This window comes from Solimonas variicoloris DSM 15731, assembly GCF_000382285.1.
In the GTDB taxonomy this organism is placed as follows: Bacteria; Pseudomonadota; Gammaproteobacteria; order Nevskiales; family Nevskiaceae; genus Solimonas; species Solimonas variicoloris.
In genome coordinates, this window is the sequence record NZ_KB907925.1 from 1 (window position 1) to 18256 (window position 18256).

Below are 18256 nucleotides of genomic sequence, written 5' to 3' on the forward strand. Positions count from 1 at the left end.
CCAGGTCGGCGTACATCCGCTTGAGCTGCGACAGCTCGGCTTCCAGCTCCTTGGTCCGCTTCAGATCGGAGGCTTCCATGCCGCCGTATTTCGACTTCCAGCTGTAGTACGTCGGCTCGCTGATTCCGGCTTTGCGGCAGATATCCTTCACCAGCATGCCGGCGTCAGCCTGCTTCAAGATCGCGATGATCTGCGTCTCGGTAAAACGCGACTTCTTCATGATGCCTCCTGGCAGTTACGATGCCAGAAAGCTCTGGTTATGAGTTGTTGCTCAGGCAGGGAAGCTTACGATTCGTCTTCCCTTGAATACCGCAGCCGACGTGAGGAAGCCGATCTCTTCGACCCTCACGCTGAGAGTGTTTGGAGCGCCGGACGATTTCGAAGTCGAAGTGACATCCATAAAGAAACCATCCGGCTGTCCTAACAATCTCATCTGGGAGACTGCGCACGGGCCCGATCGACATGACGTCATGCCCTGGCATATTGTTCGAGGCTTCTATCCAAATAGCCGCTGCATTGAGGTGTGCGGATATCCGGTTGAGGTGCGCATCGACATCCTGTCGCCCGAGATAGCTGGAGCAGCGGAAGATGAACACTTCACGGGCGGTGAGCTAAGAGTTACCGTCTTCGCAAGGCAAAAATCCCGTGTGACAAGATGATCGCTTCATTGGCGTCATGAAGAACGACTCTCTCGAGCAATTTGCGCGCAGCGTCATAGATGAGGCCGTTCCGTCAGCAGCGTTTGAACAGCTCTGCGTTCTTCGTTCCGCTGGCACACTGGAGATCCTTGACCAGATAGCCAACCACATCGCTTACGGCTACAGCAGGGGCAACTGGTCCTTCGAAGATGCGGACGCCGCAATCAATCATCTCTGGGCATTTCTCTGCTCGCAGAAGGACTTCGAGATTCCGCCCTACTTCTACAGCGTCTATGAGGCGTTTGATGCTGGTGAGTACTACCACGCTGGCGACAGGAGAGACATTTCTCCAGAGGATCGCTATACAAAGCCACTCATTGAGAAGATATTGGGTAGCTAATGACGGTACCGCCCAACCAAGCACTCCATCCGCCGTCCTTGCCGCCGCTTCGCCTCGTCAAGGCCGCGGCTGATTTTTGGCGTTATGCATAGCGGGCTATGGAAACTCTCGTTCAATACGGCGGTTTCTTTCTTGCGCTGGCGTTCGTCGTGGTTGGCCTATTTGCTGCGGTCCGCGGGGTTTTGGTCAAGAGGCGAAAAGCGGTCCTTGTGGGTTTGATTTGTCTGCTTTTGGGCATCGCTTGGTTCGCGTTCGAAAGTCATGCAGAGTTCTGGGCGGTGGACGGCTGCTTGGACTCCGGCGGTCGGTACAACCATGAGGCGCAGCGGTGTGAGCGCGAGTGAGTGCATGACCGGCAGTTCAACCCGACGGTCACGCTTTCGGCGCGCCCGCTGTTAATCACGCACTCAAAATGGAAGTGACGGGTCCGCCAGGCTTTGGACATGACCATGCGCTCTACGGCGAAGACGCGCGCGATCGAGATTGCGCTCACCCTGCTCGTGGTCGGGTATGCGTGGCGTTGGCCGCGCACGCCGGAGCCATCGGCCTGATGCGCTGCTGCAAGCGGCCGTCGCCGAACGCGAATCGTCGACTCCAGCAAAATCCATTTCCTCGCCTGCATTTCATCAACACGGACGCGATCGCATGATGACCCAGCGCAAAATCAGCCGATTGGCCGGCCTTCTGTACCTCGTCGTGGTCGTCACGGGCATGTTCAGCCTGGCTTATGTCCCTTCGCAGATCAATGTCGCGGACGATTTCCAGGCAACGGCGCGCAACATCGTTTCTTCCGAACCGCTGTTCCGTTACGGCATTGCCAGCTTCATGGTCATGCAGGTCGCCTTTCTGCTGTTGCCGCTGGCGCTGTTCCAGCTCTTTCGCGATGTCGATCGCTGCGCGGCGGCGCTCATGGTGGCCTTCGCGGTCGTCAGCGTGCCGATCGGTCTGGCCAGTCTGGCGAACCGGCTCGATGCGCTGTCGCTGCTGACCGATCCTTATTTCGGCCGCGCCCTTGCACCCGAACCCTTGCAGGCCGCCGCGAAGGCGGCGCTCGGCGCGTACGGCACGGGCCTGCTCATCACCAAGCTGTTCTGGGGTCTGTGGCTGCTGCCGTTCGGCTACCTGGTCGTGAAGTCTGGCTTCCTGCCGAAACTCCTCGGCCTCTTCCTGATGCTGGGTTGTCTCGGCTACATGATCAACGTGTTCGGCGAGCTTCTCGTTCCGAACTACGCCCTGACGCCGGTTGCGAACTATGCGGGCTTGCCGGCCGCCATAGGCGAGATCGGCACCTGTCTGTGGCTTCTGCTGGTGGGTGCCCGCGAGCCGAAGGCCGGCGTGGCCGGATAGCGGCGCATCGAGCGCGCCGACGCGCACCCCGCTAGGCTTGGCCGGTCCGCCTGAAACGAAACGCCTCGACGATGCCGCTGCATATCCCCGGTTACCGCCGCTACGTCACCCTCCTGGTTGCCGTCTACGCGGCGCTATGGCTGGCGCTGGCGATCACGCCGTTCGACCGTCACGACTGGATGCTGGAGAACGCGCTGGTCGTCGCCTTCGGCCTCGGTCTGTGGGCCTCGCACAAGCATTTCATCTTCTCGCGTGTCTCGTACACGCTGATCTTCATCTATCTGTGCCTGCACGCGGTCGGTGCGCATTACACCTACGCCGAGGTTCCGTACGAAGCCTGGTGGCAGAGCCTGACCGGGCAGAGCTTCAACGCGATGCTGGGCTGGGAGCGCAACAACTTCGATCGCGTCGTGCACTTCTCCTACGGCCTGCTGCTGGCCTACCCGCTGCGCGAGATCTTCCTGCGCGTCGCCGATGCGCGCGGCTTCTGGGGCTACTTCCTGCCGCTGGATTTCACGCTGTCGACCTCGGCGCTGTACGAGCTGGTCGAATGGGGCGCGGCGGAGTTCTTCGGCGGCGACCTGGGCGTCGCCTATCTCGGCACGCAGGGCGACATCTGGGACGCGCAGAAGGACATGGCCTGCGCGGGGCTCGGCGCGCTGCTGGCGATGCTGATCACCGCGGCCTTGAACGCCTGGCTGCAGCACGACTTCGCGCGCGACTGGAGCGAGAGCCTGAAGATCAAGGACGCCCGCCCCTACGGCGAGAACGAGATCGCGCGCATGCTCAACGAGCCGCGCGGTCCGCAGCGCTGAGGGCAAAAAAATGCCCGGACGAGCCGGGCATTCGCGCCTGACGCAGTCAGTCCCTTACGGGCAGTAGGCCTTCATCTGCGGCAGCGCCGCACGCAGGGCCGCCCAGCCCATGCCGAGGTTGGCGCGCTTGGTGGTGATCAGCACGGCGAGCGCGTTCGGCTTGTCCGGCACCACCGACATGAAGTGGAAGGTGGCCTCGGTGGTCATCTGCACTTCCTTGATGGAGTTGGTGATCTCGCGGCCGCGCTGCGCGGACAGCAGCTTCTCGACAGTGCCCACGGTCTTGCCGCGGAACATGTCGACAGCGGCGGCGGCGACGGCGTCGAGGTAGCTCTGCGTGAAGTACGGCACGTTGTGGGCGACCGACAGCAGCAGGCCGGAGCTGAGGTCGACAACGGCGATGGCGAGCGATTCGTTGACGTCGCGCAGCACCGTGTTGCAGATCTCGTTGAGGTTCTTCATGACTTCTCCTTGGTGAAACCTGGGATGGGGAAACAGGGACGGCTTGAACGAATTTCAGGCAACTCAGGCAGCGCGCGCGTACTGGCCGAGCTCCTCGCCGATGGCGACGCAGCACTTCCGGCACTGCAGCAGCAGGTGGCCGAACGCGCTTTGCGCGTCGACCAGCACCAGCAGCACGAGGTGGTGCACGCCGCCATCGGGGATCGACATCACGACGACCTTGCCGCTGTCGCCGTCGACGATGATGTCGCGGCAGCCGTCGAGCCCGGCCTCGCGGGCGGTCGCGGCGCAGAGGCCGTACATGGCGCCGGCCATCGCCGCGAGCTTGGCGGTCGGCGCCGTGTCGTCGATCGCGGCGGCGAGCGCGAAGCCGTCGTCGCTGGCGAGCACGGCGCCGCGCAGGCCGGGCACGTCGTTGCGCATCTGGCTGAGGTGCGGCAGCGCGTGGCGCAATGCCCACTGGCGCAGGGATTCGGCGTTCATGTGCAGGCCTCCAGCTGGCTGAGCAGGACGTGGACCATCATCAGCACGTCGTCGCGGCGGCGGACGTCTACCGACAGCACCGGCAGCAGCAGCGCCTCGCCGGCGAGCAGATCGGCGTAGGCGTCGACCGTCGGTTGCGGGTGCGACTCGGTGCGGCCGACGCCGATCACCAGGCGCGCGCCTTCGGCGAAGTCGCGGAAATGGCGCAGGTACTCGCGCACATCGTCGAGCGGCGCCGGCCGCGAGTTGTCGACCAGCAGGATCACGCCGAGCGCGCCGTTGGCGAGCACGCGCCACATGAAGTCGAAGCGCAGCTGGCCGGGCGTGCCGATCAGCTGGATGCGGCTGCCGTCGTCGAGCGTGAACTCGCCGTAGTCGAGCGCGACCGTGGTGGTGTCCTTGTCGAACAGCGCGCGGTCGTGATTGACGGCCTCGGTCGTCACCGGCGGAATCTCACTGAGCGCGGCGATCGACGTGGTCTTGCCGGCGCCCATCGAGCCGGCGAAGACGATCTTGCGGGCGGTCGTCATCGTCACAGTCCGAGCCGGCGGCGGATGCGGCCGAGCAGGCCGCGCACGCCGTCGTCGAGCGTGGCCGCCGGCCGCGGCAGCGGCGCGGCGAGCGCACCCTCGCTGCCCGCATAGCCGGCCATCAGGCAGCCGCCGAGAAAAGCCTCGACCTCCGGCACCGGCACCGCGGCGGCGGCGGCGGCGGCGCCCGGCGACGTCGCCTGGCGCGCGAACAGCGCGGCGAGCCGCACGAACTCCGGCCGGTGCGGCAGCGCGCCGAAGTCGGGCCAGCGACGCAGGCGGTAGACGCCGGGCTGCACGCGCGCCTCGCCGACGCCGGCCATCCACATCAGCCAGGTCAGCGCGCCTTCGACGGCGGTAACGGGTGCCGGCGCGTCGTCGCGGTGCCAGTCGGCGGCGGTCGCGTGCTGCGCGAGCAGCGGCGCGCTGCTGCGGTAGCGGCCGGCGACGAAGTCGGCCTCGACCCGCACGCGGCCATCGCTGAGCCGCAGCACGGTCTCGTCGTCGCGACGCGAGCGCAGGCATTCGGCGAGCGTGCCGCGGCCGTCGCCGCGCGTCGCCGGAGCAGCCGGCGCGGCGACACTCGCAGCGGCGGTCGCGGCAGCCGGCGCCGCGGCGGACTTCGCCGCGCCCAGGCACGCCGAAGCCTGATCGAGCACGGCGATCACCGCCGCCACGCGCAGCGGCGCATTGAGACGCAGCTCGCCGTCGCCGCCGTAGCGGATCGTCAGCGCCTTGCCGGCGTCGAGCCCGGGCACGGCGATGCAGGCGTCGACCGGCCCGCTGTCGCGGAACGCCCACGGCTCGCGCGTCTTGCCGGACAGCAGGCTGAGGTAGGACTTGATCAGCAGGGTTTCCTTGTCGCCGAGCCCGGCGGTGGTGAGCGTGCGTTGCATGGGATCGTCCTTCAGGTACCGGTGCGCAGCCGGTCCATCAGCGCGCCGGGAAAGTCCTGCGCCGCCATGTCGCGCAGCGTCAGCTCGACGTCGTACGGCGCTCGGAAAAAATGGATCTGCGTGGTCGCCGGATTGAACACCGCCCACTGCGCGTCGAGGCTGCCGCCGCGCGGCTGGCCGACCGAGCCGGGGCAGATCAGCGCTTCGCGATAATCGAGCAGCGACTGCTCGGCCTCGTCGCTGAAGCCGCTGCGCTGCGGCGTCGCGTAGAAGATGCCGGCGATGTGGCTGTGCCCGTGAAAGGCCCAGCGCAGGCCGTGCTCGGCGAGATAGCGCAGGTTGTCCTCGTAGGTCATGCGGTAGACGTAGGCGCGGAAGAACGCCGGGTCCATCGGCGCGCCGTGCTGCGCTACCCAGCCCTCGCGCTCGAGCCGCGTCGGCAGCTGTCCCAGCCAGCCGCGCGCCTCATCGCCGAGCCGCTGCCGCGTCCACTCGACGACGCGCGCCGCGGTCGCGGTGAACCCTTCGGCCGTGCTGGTGCCGGCGACGGCGTCGTCGTGATTGCCGCGCACCACCTCGAAACCGCTGTCGCGCACGAGCTCGATGCACTCGGCCGGATGCGGGCCGTAGCCGACGATGTCGCCGAGCACGATGCCGCGATCGACGCCGAGCCGGCGCAGTCCGGCGAGCGCCGTTTCCAGCGCCGGACGGTTGGCGTGAATGTCGGCGAGCAGCGCGAACGGCCGCTGCTCGTGGAGCGTCGCGCGCGTGCGCGAATGCGGCTGCGCGCCGAGCAGCCCTTCAATGAAACCGTCGAGACGGCGCGACTGGTCGTCGCCGTTGTAGTAGAGGCCGCGGATGCCGTCGGCGACACGCCGGCATGCGCCGGCGTCGCCGAACTCGCCGACGATCGCCTGACGCACGGTCTGACCGAGCATCTGCGCGAACTTCGGCGTCAGCGTGCGCAGCTTGCGGATCAGCACGCCGACCGACTGGCTGAAGTGCGCGAAGTCGTCCCAGGGATAGACGTCGTCGTCGAGGTAATGCAGCTGGCCGGCGTCGTCGACCGCGAAGTTGGACAGGCCCTCGTCGAGCCGCACGCGAAAGCGCGCGGCGATGCGCAGGTACATCTGCAGCATGGCGCGCACGTGGCGGAAGAACACCATCGCGTCTTCCTCGGCCTGCGGCAGATGCAGCGCGCGCAGCCGCGGCGTGACGTTGCCGAGCCAGACGCCAGCCTGCGGACCTTGATCCTCGGTCACGATCAGCCAGGTGCGCGCCGGGTGATAGACGCCGTACAGGCGCTCGCGCAGCAGGGTTTCCTCGGTCTGTTCGCGCAGGCCCTGCGCGGGTCCGGCCAGACGCAGCTTGAGCACGTGCTGCGGCGAGGCCTGGATGCGCGTCAGCGGCCGGCCGGTGAACTCGCCGTCGTGGCCGAGCGCCTGCGCCGGCAAGGCGAAGAGTTCGAGCGCGAGATCGGGCGAACACGCCAGCGCGGGGTCGATGGCCCCGATGATGTCGATGCGTGTCGCCAAAAAATCGTCCCCCCGAAACCCGCGTCGTTAAAGTCGTTGCGCGAATTCTTGACGCTGCGGGAGGTGCGCGGGCTCGTCGAACGCCGAGCGGTAGCCTCAGGCTGATAAGGCGTACGGGAAACCCCGACGGGGATAGCCCGGCATTCAGGCCGGCAGCGCGTAGGTGCCGCTGGCGTGCGCGACGGTCACGCCGGGCGCGGCGGCCGTCGACAGGCGTACTTCCATCGCCGCGAGGCGACGGCCGAGCTTGAGGAAGCTGGCCTCGCCGATCACGTCGCCAGGCCGGGCCTTGGCGAGGAAGCGGATGTTGATGTCGCTGGTCACCGCCATCAGCTGCGCGCCGACGTGGCCGAGCACCAGCGCGTACATCGCGCTGTCGGCGGCGGTGAACAGCGTCGGACCCGAAATCACTTCGCCGGGCCGCAGCATCGCCGCATCGAACGGCAGACGCACGCGCGCATAACCGGAACGCAGTTCGTCGACGCACAGGCCGCCGCGCCCGGCGGCGACCAGGCCCTCGCGAATCAGCGCCTCGACCGCGGCGGCATCGAGCTTCAGATCCATCCGTATCCTCTCAGAGCATCCCAGATCAGTTTGAGCGACAGCGTCACCAGGATGGCGCGGAACAGGCGCGCGAAGCCGCGCTCGCTGATGCGGCCATTGAGGCGCTTGCCGACGATCGTGCCGAGGATGACGGCAAGGCACAGCGGCACCAGACGCTGCGGCGCGGCCAGCGCCGAGAACCCGACCAGCCCGTAGGCGAGCACACGCAGGCCGTGGCCCAGCATCTGCGTCATCGCCAGCGTGCCGATCACCGTTTCCTTGCGCCACTCCGGCCGGAAGAACAGGCGGCCCACGAACAGGCCGGTGGCGCCGACGAACAGGCCGATGCTGCCGTTGAGAAAGCCGGCGATCAGGAAGGCCGGCCGCGCCGGCAGCGGCTGCGTGCGCGCCTGCGGCGCCAGCGAGGCGAGGATCAGTCCGGCGAGCACCAGCTTGACGATGTTGCCGTCGACGCCGGCGACGAAGGGCGCGACCAGCAGCGTCGCCGGGATGCCGGCGAGCAGGAACCAGCCAGCCGCCGACCACTCGACGTCGCGCACGTAGGCGACGGTGCGCGAACTGTTGGCGACGAACTGCACGGCGGCGAACAGCGGCACGGCCTCGGCCGGCGGCATGCCGAGCGCATAGAAGACGCCGATCAGGATCGTGCCGCCGCCGAGTCCGGCTGCGCCGGACAGCGTCGCGGTCAGGAAGCCGACGACCACGATCGCCAGATCGAGGGCCGTCATCGCCGTGCGCGCCTCAGAGCGGGCGCGGCGCCGGACCCGGCGCCGGCAGGCGGTTGCCGTCGGCCTGCACGCGCCGCCAGACCAGGTAGCTGCGCAGCTCGGCGTAGGTGATGCGGCCGTTGCCGTCGGTGTCGACGTCCTCGAACTTCACGCCGCTCAGCGGCAGGCGCGTGAACTCCTCGGGCGTCAGCTGCTCGTCGCCGTCAAGGTCGGCGGCCTTGAAGGCATCGAGGATCTGCTGGCGAGGCGTCGGGCTGGCCGCGCATGCCGACAGCAGGATCGCCGCGGCGGACAGCAGGAAAATCGGAAGGTCGCGCATGTGCCGGCATTGTGCCGCATCCATGCCGGGTGCGCCCCGCGACGCGGCGACGGGTGCGCCCGTGGGCGGCGACCGCAGCCGCCGCCCACGACACGCTCAGCGCCGCGCGCGACGACGGCCGAGCGCCGCGGCCAGCAGGCCGAGCAGCACCGACAGCGGCATCGCACCGCCGTTGTTGCCGTCGCTCGTGCCGCCGGTCGAGTCACCGCCGGTGGTGCCACCGGTGGTGGTGCCGGTGCCGCCGGTGGTAGCGCCCGTCGTGGCGCCCGTCGTCGTACCGCCGGTCGTCGCGCCACCGGTCGTGGTACCGCCGGTGGTGGTGCCGCCCGTCGTATCCCCGGTCGTGCTACCGCCGGTCGTACCGCCGGTCGTGGTCCCACCCGTGGTGCTGCCACCTGTGGTCGTACCGCCGGTCGTATCACCGGTCGTGCTGCCGCCCGTGGTCGTACCGCCGGTGGTGCCGCCGGGCGGCGTGACCGTGCACTGCGCGTCGTCGGCGCTGACGGCATTGAACACGGCGCCGCTGTTGCCGGTGAGAACGAGATTGTCGATCGCCCAGCCGTAGCCGCCGTTGAGCGCATCGCTGGCGACATGGAAGCGCAGCCGCGCGGTCTTGCCGGCGAGCCGTTCGGCGAAGTCGAGCACCGAGGTCTGCAGGCCACGGTTGCGGTTGACGAAGCCGCGGTGGCCGGTGACCTGCGCCCGGCCGCTGTAGCCGTTCTTCGTGAAGCGTGCGCCGAAGTCGGTGACGTCGGTCCAGGTCGCGCCGTCGTCGACGCTGACCTCGACGAAGCCGCCGTCGTAGCCGAGGCCGAGCACCGGCAGCGGCAGCAGCGACTCGAAGTCGTAATGGTGATCGAAGCTCACCGAGAAACTGCCGCCGGCCGGCACCGAGAACGCCGGCGTGACGAGATACAGGTCGGTCGCCGTTTCCGGGTCCGGCGCGTACCAGACGTGGCCGCTGCCGAGCTCGTCGTTGTCGTCGACGATCTCCCACTGCACGGTCGTGCCCCGCGAGACGCGCGTCCAGCCGGATGCCGCGAGCGCCGGATACTCGAAGTCGTCGCGGTTGGCGGTCCTGGCGATGTCGTAGTTGGCGAGCAGTTCGAGGCTCGTCGCCGGCGGATACTCGACCGCCGGGTCGGCCGAAGCCGGCGCGTCGAGCGCCAGCGTCAGCGCGATCTTCAGCGGCGAGGCCACACCCTGCGCGAGCGCGACGTCGAGCGTCGCGTACGCGCTCTGGCCGATCGCCGGCGCGACGAAGCTGAGCTGGCCGGCGCCGGGCGACAGGCCGGCGGCGTCGCTGCCGAGCGTCGCGGTGACGGTCTCGCCCGGCGTGTACGCGCCGTTGTTGAACAGCGCGAAGCGCAGGCGCGCCGACTCGCCGGCATCGAGGATGCCGTCGCCGTCGCAGCCGTCGAAGCCGTCGGCGGTGGCGCCGATGCCGGCGACCAGCGTCGGCGCCGGCGCGGCGAAGGCCACGTCGCTCTCGACGACGCCGGCGTTGTCGGTACTGCTGCGCGACGGCGCGACCGCATGCAGGCCGAGGCCGCGCTTGGCGAACGCGCGCGCCGCCAGCGCGTAGTCGGCCGGATCGGTCGCCAGCGCCGCGGCGAGCACGCCGTCGCGCGCTTCGGTGAAGGTCGGCGACGACGGCGTCATCTTCAGGCCGGCGATCACGTAGTCCTTCATCCGCGCCTGCGCGGTCGCGAAATCGTGATGGTTGAGCAGCGCCGCGTAGACCTCCCACAGCATGTTGGCCCAGACCTCGCCGACGTTGTGGACCTCGGCGTTGTCGGCGCCGTCGGCGCCGAACGCGACCGGCGCACCCTCGATCGCCACGCCGGTTTCGATGTGCTTGAAGCGCAGCGGATTGACCGTCATCTGCGTCGAGTACGGCGCGCGACGGATGCCGAAGTAGTAGCTCGGGATCACGTAGAAGCCGGTCGGGTACGCGCCCTGATAGCGCTCGTTGCCGGCCACTTCGCGGTCCTCCGGCCGCACCGCGAGCAGCAGCGAGGCGATGTCGCTCCAGCCCTCGCCCATGCCGCCGCCCTGCGTGTTCGACAGGCCGGAGCCGTCGCTGACGAGGCGGTTGCTGACGTGGTGGAAGAACTCGTGCGCGATCACCAGCTCGTCGAGCGTGCCGTCGTAGTCGATCGAGGCTTCGCGCCGCAGATGCATGCTGACGGTCTGGCCGGCGGCGAGCCGGTCCTTGATCGTCTGGCCGTCGTCCTTGCGGATCATCACCGCCGGCAGCAGGTAGAGCGCGTCGGTGGACAGGCCGATCGGGATCGGCAGATCGGCGTTGCCCATCGCGATCGGATCGCCGTCGCCGTTGTTGACGACGATCATCGCCTTGGCGCCGGACAGCGTCGCGAACTGCTCCTTGGTCGTGAACGAGCAGTTGCCGCGATCGATCAGTGCGATCTTGCCGAGCAGCGAGAGCTGCGGCGGCGCCGGCAGCGTGGTGCCGGTGATCGGCAGGCTCAGCGTGCCGGCGCAGCCGTCGGTCGGATCGCCGACGATATCGGCGGCGAGCACGACGTCGCCGCTCAGGTCGAAGGTGTTGGGACCGAAGCTCGCGCCGGTGAACTTCAGCGGCGCCGACGGCTCGGGCGCGGTGATCGCGACCTCGCCGCGCAGCGGACCGTCGAACAGGTACATCTGCATCGTCGGCGAACTGCCGTCGGCCGGCGTCGCCATGTTGGCGTTGTTGCGCCCCGACGAGTCCTGGCCCTGCGCCGAGATCGCGTCGCCGTCGACGCCGCCGCGGCCGTAGTTGTCGTTCTGCGCGTTGCCGGACGCCTCGTCGAAGCCGTGGTCGTACCACCAGTCGTGCAGCCAGTTGTTCATGTAGAACAGGTTGACGATGGCGGCGTTCCTGGCGTCCGCGGTCGACGGATCGTCGTCGGCGTGGATCGGATAGTCGAAGCTGCGCTCGCCGCTCAGCGCCACGCGCAGATCGCCCGAACCCGGGATGTAACCGTCGCCGGTGATGGTGCCGATCGGGTCCGGCAGGTTCAGCGGCAGGCCCAGCTGCGGACCGGTATCGAGGAAGGCGTCGGCGTTGTTGCCGGTGGTGGTCGTGGCGTCGTTGGCGAGCCACGGATCGCCGGTCGAGATCGGGCCGCTGACCAGGGTCACGGCGTTGGCCGTCGCGCTGACACGCGGCAGGACCTCGTCGATGGCATGGCCCGGGAACGGCAGATAGCCATTGCCGAGCGGCGCGTCGTACGGCTGATGGATGCCGGCGGCGTCGGCGAACACGCGATAGGTGAACGGCTGGGCCGCCTCGTAGGCGACCAGATCCTTGGCGAACAGCGTGCTGCCGTCCTCGCCGAACACGAAGGACCAGGCGACCGTGCCGGGCGCACCGGCGCGGCGGCCGAAGACCTCGACGTAGTACGCCGGCACGAGGCGGTCGGCGAGCGCGTAGTAGACCGCCTTGCTGCGCGGCGCACGGCTCAGCGCGAAACCGTCCGGCACCACGTCGAGTGCGTAGGACTGATAGCCGCCGCGCGCCTGCGTCGCGCGCACGGCATTGCCGGCGACGCTGACGCCGAGCCGGCGCAGCGCGGCGCTGACCGCCGGCGCGCCGCCGCTGCCGGCGAAGGCGCCGGCCTGCTTCACGGCAGCGCTGGCGGCGAAGTAGCCGGACGCGGCGACCGGCCGGCCGCTGGCATCGAGCATGACGCTGACGCGGCGGTTGAAGACCTCGATGCCGCCGACGCGCTGCGCGAAGCGCGCGACCACCGGGCCGTGGCCGCGGTCCTGCAGATCGAGCAGCGTCGCGCTCTCGACGCTCGACGCCGGCAGCGCCAGGCGGCCGGCGGCCTTGCGCAGATACTGGCGGGCAAAGGTTTCGAGCTGCGCCTTGCGCGCGGCCTTGCCGATCTTGCCGACCACCGGCGCGCGCGCATCGCTCGCGGCCCAGACGAAGCTCGCGCCGCCGAGCGCGGACGCGTCGGCCGGCACCGCACCGCGCGGCAGCGCGCCGGCGATCGCCGTCTTCTGCTGCTGCGCCCAGAAGGCATCGTAGTTGGCCGGCTGGCCGCCGGACGCACCCGCCGCCGCGGCCGCGCCGAGCAGCGCGCCGGTCAGAATCACCCGCTTCATGAATCGCCCCCGTGACGGTTCTGACCGTCGAATCCTGAATTTCCCTGGACGGATCAGAGCAACAACGGTGCCGGGCACGCGCAGGAAAATGCCGCGTCGGCGGCGCCTGAGATTCCCTCAGTATCGTTTTACTATCGGACTTCCCCCGTTTCGGGGGCCGCGCTCAAAGCACCAGCGTGCTGGCCAGCAGCAGCATCAGGCCCATGCCGGCGATGTCGGTGCCGGTGGTCAGGAAGATGCTGGAGGCGGTGACCGGATCGGCGCCGCAGCGCCGCAGCAGCAGCGGCACCATCACCCCGAACAGGCCGGACAGCGTGCAGGCGCCGACCATCGCCAGCCAGATCACCAGCGCCAGCATCGGCGCCTGCGGATTGTGCGCGTGCGCCGCCGTCCACCACATCGCCGCCGCCGCGACCGCGCCGGTGAAAGCGCCGTTGAGCGCGCCGAGCAGCAGCTCCTTGCCGAGCAGGCGGCGCACCGGATAGCGCGCCAGATCGCCGAGCGTGAGGCCGCGCAGCGTGATCGCCAGCGCCTGGCAGCCGGTGTTGCCGCTCTGCCCGGCGAGGATCGGCAGGAAGGCGGCGAGCGCGACGATCTGCGAGATCGTGCCCTCGAACAGCGCAACCACGAAGCCGGCGAGGAAGGCGGTGAGCAGATTGATCTGCAGCCACGGATGGCGCATGCGGAAGGCCTGCCAGAGGTTCGTGTAGACGCGTTCCTCCTTGTCGACGCCGACCATCTGGCCGGACTGCGCGGTGATCTCGATCGCCTGCCGCTCGAACAACCGCCAGCCGCGCAAGGTGCCGAGCACGCGGCCGGCGTCATCGACGACCGGATAGACCGGATAGTGGCGATGCACCGCGGCCTTGATCGCCTCGCCGGCCGGCGTCGACGCGGCGAACGCGAACGGCGACGGCAGCATCAGCTCGGACAGCGCCTGATCCGGCCGCGACAGCAGCAGGTCGCGGATCACGACCAGGCCGCTGAGGCGCTCGTCGGCGCCGCTGGTGTAGAGATAGGTGATCTGGCGCGCATCGCGGCTGGCGCGCAGGAATTCGATCGCGTCCTGCACCGTCGCGCTTTCCGGCAGCACGGCGGCGATCGGCTCCATCAGATCGGCGACGGTGCCGGGCAGCTCGAGCGCGGTGGTCGCGGTCTCGACCGGGCGCAGGCCCGGCGGCAGGTGCGTCTGCACGTCGCGCGCGAACTGTCGCGGCAGGCGTTCGAGCACCGCCTGCACGCGCTCCGCCGGCTCGCCGCGCAGCAGTTCCGCGGCATCGAGCGGGACGCGGCTCGCCGCCGCCCGCACCAGATCCTGCAAGCCCTGATCGTCCATGCCGCCTCCCTGCGCCGCGCGCCGGCATCACCGCGCCGCACCGCGTTTGACTTCGTCCGGGCGCCGGCGATACTGCCGGCCGCGCCGCGATCTTACGCCGCCCACCCTTCATCGAGTCCACCGCGATGCTGACCCTTTACGGCATGACCGGTTCCGGCAACTGCCACAAGCCGGCCCTGCTGATGCACCAGCTCGGCATTCCCTTCCAGTGGCACGAGCTCGACATCCTGCACGGCGCTTCGCGCACGCCGGAGTTCCTCGCCAAGAACCCGAACGGCCGCGTGCCGCTGCTCGAACTCGACGACGGCCGCTGTCTCGCCGAATCGAACGCGATGCTCTGCTACCTCGCCGACGGCTCGCCGCTGTTTCCGGACCAGCGCTGGCAGCGCGCGCAGATCCTGCAGTGGCTGTTCTTCGAGCAGTACAGCCACGAGCCGTACATCGCCACCGTGCGTTTCTGGGTGCACTACCTCGGCAAGGCCGAGGAATGGGCGCAGAAGATCCGCGAGACGATGCCGCGCGGCTACGCCGCGCTCGGCGTGATGGAGACGCAGCTGGCGAAGACGCCGTTCCTCGCCGGCGAGGCCTACACGATCGCCGACATCGCGCTGTGGGCGTACACGCATGTCGCGCCGCAGGGCGGCTACTCGCTCGCCGACTATCCGCAGATCCGCGCCTGGCTGGCGCGCGTCGAGGCGCAGCCCGGCTTCGTGCCGATGCGCGACCGGCCGTGATCGCCGACGCCGCCGCGCTGGTACCGGCCGCGCGCCTCGCCCTGCTCGGTGCCGGCGTCTTCTTCCTCGCCGGCCTTCTCAGCGGCATCTGGAAGTACGCGCACATCGCCCAGCGCGACGACGCGCAGGCGCCGGCCTACGTCGACATCGCCCACCGCGCGGCGCTGCTGTACGCCTTCGCCGCGCTGCTGCTCGCGCAGTTCGCGCAGCTGTCGGCGTGGAGCGCCGCGGTCAATCTGTGGGCGACGGCGCTGCCGCTGGCGTTCTTCGCCGCGGCGATCGGCGGCTATGCGTTGCACGGCTGGCTCGACGACACCGACAACCAGTTCCGCCGGCCGCAGCGTGTCGGACGCCGGACGCTGCCCAAGCACGGCCTCGCGGCCTTCATGGTGCTGCTGGTGATCGCCGAGGTCGGCGGCTTCGCCGTCCTGTTCGCCGGCCTGCTGCGCGCGTTCGGACTGCTCTGAGCGGCGGACCGCTTCAGGGCGTGCCGAGGTTCGGCTCGTGCGCCTCGGGCGCGTGCAGATCGCGCAGCAGCTGCGCGTCGCCGAGCACGCGCTGGCGAAACCACGCCAGCGCGCGGCCTTCCTCGCCGGCGCGCCAGGCCACGTGCAGGATCGCCGGCGCGCGCGGCGCCTCGATCTCGCGCCGGATCAGTTCGCCGCTGCCCAGGTGCGGGGCGACCATGTACTCGGGCAGAAAGCCGACGCCGAGACCGACGATCTGCGCCGCGAGCTTGGCGGCGAGCGTCGGCACGATCAGCGTGTCCTGGCCGTCGAGGATGCCGGTCGAGCGCGGCGCCAGCTTGCGCGAGGAGTCGGCCGCGACCACGGCGCGATGCCGCACGATCTGCTCGAACTGCAGCGGCTCCGGCAGGTCGGCGAGTGGATGGTGGCGGGCGACCGCGAACTCGAACGGCACCGAGCACCAGCGCCGGCTGGCGAGGCCGTAGCCCTGCGGCATCTCGCCGGCGGCGCCGATCGTCAGATCGGCGCGACGATCGATCAGCGCATCCCAGGCACCGCCGAAGGTCTCGCGCGTCAGGCGGATGCGCGTGCCGGAGACCAGCGCGTCGAACTCGGCGATCAGCGGAAACAGCAGTTCGAGCGGGATGATCTCGTCGACCGCCAGCGTCAGCTGCGTCTCCCAGCCGTTGCTGACGCGCTTGACGCAGTTCTCCAGGCTCTGCGCCTGGCGCAGCAGCTCGCGGCCACGCTCGACCAGCGCCTGTCCGGCCTCGGTCAGTCTGGCGCGCTTGCCGCTGCGGTCGAACAGCTGCACACCGAGGTCCGACTCCAGCTTCTGCACCGTATAGGTGACGGCCGACGGCACGCGATGCAGCACCTCGGCCGCCTTGGCGAAACTGCCCTGCTGGTCGATCGCGTCGAGCGTTTCCAGGGCATCGAGAGTCAAGCGCATGTTCAGTAGCCCTGAAGGACCCGGTCAAAACATTCCGATTTTGCAGCGGGGACCACGCCCTTATTTTGCTCATATTCCGGCGGCGGCGCCCAGCCGCGACGCCGACCATGCATGCGGAGAAAGAAGATGATCGGCGTCAGACCCGGCAGCGAGCGCGGCCATGTGGAGCACGGCTGGCTCGATGCGCATCACAGCTTTTCGTTCAGCAGCTACCACGACCCGCAGCGCATGGGCTTCGGCGCGCTGCGCGTCATCAACGAGGATCGCGTCGTGCCGACCGCCGGCTTTCCGCCGCACGGCCACCGCGACATGGAGATCATCACCTACGTGCTCGGCGGCGAACTGCGCCACCGCGACTCGACCGGCGGCGCCGGCGTGCTGCGCCACGGCGAGCTGCAGGTGATGAGCGCCGGCCGCGGCATCCAGCACAGCGAGGTCAATCCGTCGGCGCGCGAGCCGCTGCACCTGCTGCAGATCTGGATCGAGCCGGCGGTGACCGGCAAGCCGGCCTCGTACCGCCAGGCGCCGCTCGACGGCGAAGCGCTGCGCCAGGGCTTCGCGGCCGTGGTCGGGCCGCGCGGCGCCGACACGCCGTTCCATATCGACCAGGACGCCTGGCTGCACATCGCCTGGCCGGCGGCCGGCGCCACGCTGCGGCAGACGCTCGACCCGAAGCGCCGCTACTACCTGCACGTCGCGCGCGGCAGCGTCGAAAGCGGCGGCCGGCATCTGCAAGCCGGCGACGCGCTGACGCTCGAAGGCGAAGCGGCGCTCGAACTGCGCGCCGGCGCGGCCGCCGAGCTGCTGCTGTTCGATCTCGCCTGAGGCCCGGGCCGGCCGGCGCGGGCGATGCGTGGCCGCACCGGCGACGCCGCGGCGGGTCTGCCCGGCCCGCCGGAGCGGACTGCCGCGCGCGGCAGGTCCTAGCGGAAATCGGCGGCGACGTGGATCGAGAAGTCGGGCGAGGACTCGGTGATGATGTCTTCCTGCAGACCGAGCCAGGCCGAGACGGTCGGCGTCGGCCGGTAGCGGAAGCCGAACGCGAGCTGGCCGCCCATCTGCGCGAGCGCGTCGAGTTCGGAGTCGTCGTAGAGCGGGCCGTGCAGGTAGAGCTGCACGCCGGCGTCGAGCGTGCGCGTCAGCGCGTAGCCGAGCGAAGCCCAGCCGAACGGGATCACGGTCTTCTGCTGGTCTTCGAGCGGACCGTCGGCGCGCACTGCGGACAGGCCGGCGGCGAGCGCGCCGCTCCAGTCGCCGGAATGGCCGAGCGTGTACGGCTGCTCGTACCAGAGCGCGCCGCCGAGGCCGCCGCCGGCGAGACGGTCGGCGTCGCCGGTCGGCAGCTGCAGCATCGCCCGCCAGCAGCCACCGCCGTCGCCGCAGCGCGCGACGCCGAGGCGCGCGTCGCCGAGGCCGCTGTGGCTATCCTCGACATCGAGCACGGTCTGGCCGTCGCGCACGTAGCGGTAGTGGTACAGGTCGCGCGGCTCGTACTCGCGGCCGCCGTTCGGCAGACCGAACCAGTCGTGCCAGTTCTCGATCAGGCTGTCGAGCGAACCGCCGCTGGTGAACAGCAGCGGCAGTTCGGCGCCGAGCTGCCAGCGGCCGAACGCGAGCCGGCCGCCGAGGCCGACGCGCACGCTCTCGCCGTCGAGCAGCAGCGACTCGCGGCTGTTCTGGTCGGCGACGTATTCGTTGGTCCAGTCGACAGCGACGCGCGCGCCGCTGCTGCCGCCGACGTCGGCCAGCGGCGTCGGCAGCGGCGCGTGGCGCGCCAGCGCCGCCTGGTTGAAGGTGCCGAACACGAAAGGCTCGGCGGCGCGGGCGGGCAGGGCGGCAGCGGCGGCGAGCACGGCGCACAGCAGCGGCAGACGGCGGTCGGTCGGCATCGAGAGGTCCGGCGAGAAAGGGTCGGCGGCGATTGTGCCCGG

Annotated in this window: 21 protein-coding genes; 8 read left to right on the forward strand and 13 right to left on the reverse strand. The window is 69.5% G+C overall.

Going from position 1 to position 18256, the window contains the following annotated elements; translation table 11 throughout:
* Window positions 1-220 (reverse strand): transposase (locus H149_RS0100005; protein WP_020647661.1); only part of this gene is annotated, 220 nt, incomplete at its 3' end.
* Window positions 221-302: 82 nt separating this feature from the next.
* Between H149_RS0100005 and H149_RS22985 the strand changes: the two genes are divergently transcribed.
* The 5 genes from H149_RS22985 (at window position 303) to H149_RS0100030 (ending at window position 3200) form a co-directional block, all read left to right on the forward strand.
* The gene (locus H149_RS22985; protein WP_154654570.1) at window positions 303-659 is read left to right on the forward strand and encodes a hypothetical protein; all 357 of its coding nucleotides are present in this window, start codon (window positions 303-305) and stop codon (window positions 657-659) included.
* Between the two features lie 16 nt (window positions 660-675).
* The gene (locus H149_RS0100010) at window positions 676-1038 is read left to right on the forward strand and encodes a hypothetical protein (protein WP_020647662.1); all 363 of its coding nucleotides are present in this window, start codon (window positions 676-678) and stop codon (window positions 1036-1038) included.
* 98 nt (window positions 1039-1136) lie between these two features.
* Window positions 1137-1382 carry a DUF2964 family protein gene (locus tag H149_RS0100015; RefSeq protein ID WP_020647663.1) on the forward strand — a complete coding sequence of 82 codons (246 nt, stop codon included), beginning with the start codon at window positions 1137-1139 and terminating at the stop codon, window positions 1380-1382.
* Window positions 1383-1683: 301 nt separating this feature from the next.
* A complete protein-coding gene (locus H149_RS0100025; protein ID WP_020647665.1) occupies window positions 1684-2385 on the forward strand; it encodes a DUF4386 domain-containing protein in 702 nt (233 codons plus the stop codon).
* 71 nt (window positions 2386-2456) lie between these two features.
* Entirely contained in the window at window positions 2457-3200 is a 744-nt protein-coding gene (locus H149_RS0100030) for a DUF2238 domain-containing protein (RefSeq protein WP_020647666.1), read from the forward strand.
* Between the two features lie 54 nt (window positions 3201-3254).
* Here H149_RS0100030 and H149_RS0100035 read toward each other — a convergent pair whose 3' ends face one another.
* The 10 genes from H149_RS0100035 to H149_RS0100080 all read right to left on the reverse strand — a co-directional run bounded on the left by H149_RS0100035 (window position 3255) and on the right by H149_RS0100080 (window position 14172).
* Window positions 3255-3662, reverse strand: a complete 408-nt coding sequence (locus H149_RS0100035; RefSeq protein WP_020647667.1) for a hypothetical protein — start codon at window positions 3660-3662, stop codon at window positions 3255-3257.
* 63 nt (window positions 3663-3725) lie between these two features.
* A complete protein-coding gene (locus H149_RS0100040; protein ID WP_020647668.1) occupies window positions 3726-4145 on the reverse strand; it encodes a roadblock/LC7 domain-containing protein in 420 nt (139 codons plus the stop codon).
* Window positions 4142-4675, reverse strand: coding sequence for a GTP-binding protein (locus H149_RS0100045; protein ID WP_039747579.1), 534 nt, complete (start codon window positions 4673-4675; stop codon window positions 4142-4144). The genes H149_RS0100040 and H149_RS0100045 overlap by 4 nt, the downstream gene beginning before the upstream one ends.
* Window positions 4676-4677: 2 nt before the next feature.
* Window positions 4678-5571, reverse strand: a complete 894-nt coding sequence (locus H149_RS0100050) for a hypothetical protein (RefSeq protein ID WP_020647670.1) — start codon at window positions 5569-5571, stop codon at window positions 4678-4680.
* Between the two features lie 11 nt (window positions 5572-5582).
* Window positions 5583-7106, reverse strand: coding sequence for a metallophosphoesterase family protein (locus H149_RS0100055; RefSeq protein WP_020647671.1), 1524 nt, complete (start codon window positions 7104-7106; stop codon window positions 5583-5585).
* 144 nt (window positions 7107-7250) lie between these two features.
* Entirely contained in the window at window positions 7251-7670 is a 420-nt protein-coding gene (locus tag H149_RS0100060; RefSeq protein ID WP_020647672.1) for a PaaI family thioesterase, read from the reverse strand.
* Window positions 7661-8398, reverse strand: coding sequence for a sulfite exporter TauE/SafE family protein (locus H149_RS0100065; RefSeq protein WP_020647673.1), 738 nt, complete (start codon window positions 8396-8398; stop codon window positions 7661-7663). The genes H149_RS0100060 and H149_RS0100065 overlap by 10 nt, the downstream gene beginning before the upstream one ends.
* Before the next feature lie 13 nt (window positions 8399-8411).
* A complete protein-coding gene (locus tag H149_RS0100070) occupies window positions 8412-8717 on the reverse strand; it encodes an EF-hand domain-containing protein (RefSeq protein ID WP_020647674.1) in 306 nt (101 codons plus the stop codon).
* A gap of 96 nt (window positions 8718-8813) precedes the next feature.
* Window positions 8814-12836 carry a M36 family metallopeptidase gene (locus tag H149_RS0100075; RefSeq protein ID WP_020647675.1) on the reverse strand — a complete coding sequence of 1341 codons (4023 nt, stop codon included), beginning with the start codon at window positions 12834-12836 and terminating at the stop codon, window positions 8814-8816.
* A 163-nt stretch (window positions 12837-12999) separates the two neighbouring features.
* A complete protein-coding gene (locus H149_RS0100080; protein WP_020647676.1) occupies window positions 13000-14172 on the reverse strand; it encodes a magnesium transporter in 1173 nt (390 codons plus the stop codon).
* Between the two features lie 125 nt (window positions 14173-14297).
* Between H149_RS0100080 and H149_RS0100085 the strand changes: the two genes are divergently transcribed.
* The gene (locus tag H149_RS0100085; protein WP_020647677.1) at window positions 14298-14906 is read left to right on the forward strand and encodes a glutathione S-transferase family protein; all 609 of its coding nucleotides are present in this window, start codon (window positions 14298-14300) and stop codon (window positions 14904-14906) included.
* Window positions 14903-15373, forward strand: coding sequence for a hypothetical protein (locus tag H149_RS0100090; RefSeq protein WP_020647678.1), 471 nt, complete (start codon window positions 14903-14905; stop codon window positions 15371-15373). Before H149_RS0100085 ends, H149_RS0100090 begins: the two co-directional genes overlap by 4 nt.
* A 13-nt stretch (window positions 15374-15386) precedes the next feature.
* Here H149_RS0100090 and H149_RS0100095 read toward each other — a convergent pair whose 3' ends face one another.
* Entirely contained in the window at window positions 15387-16325 is a 939-nt protein-coding gene (locus H149_RS0100095; protein WP_020647679.1) for a LysR family transcriptional regulator, read from the reverse strand.
* 126 nt (window positions 16326-16451) lie between these two features.
* Between H149_RS0100095 and H149_RS0100100 the strand changes: the two genes are divergently transcribed.
* Window positions 16452-17150, forward strand: a complete 699-nt coding sequence (locus tag H149_RS0100100) for a pirin family protein (RefSeq protein WP_020647680.1) — start codon at window positions 16452-16454, stop codon at window positions 17148-17150.
* 98 nt (window positions 17151-17248) lie between these two features.
* Here the strand turns inward: H149_RS0100100 and H149_RS21825 are convergent, their stop codons facing one another.
* Window positions 17249-18214, reverse strand: coding sequence for a DUF3187 family protein (locus H149_RS21825; RefSeq protein WP_020647681.1), 966 nt, complete (start codon window positions 18212-18214; stop codon window positions 17249-17251).
* Window positions 18215-18256 lie beyond the last annotated feature (42 nt).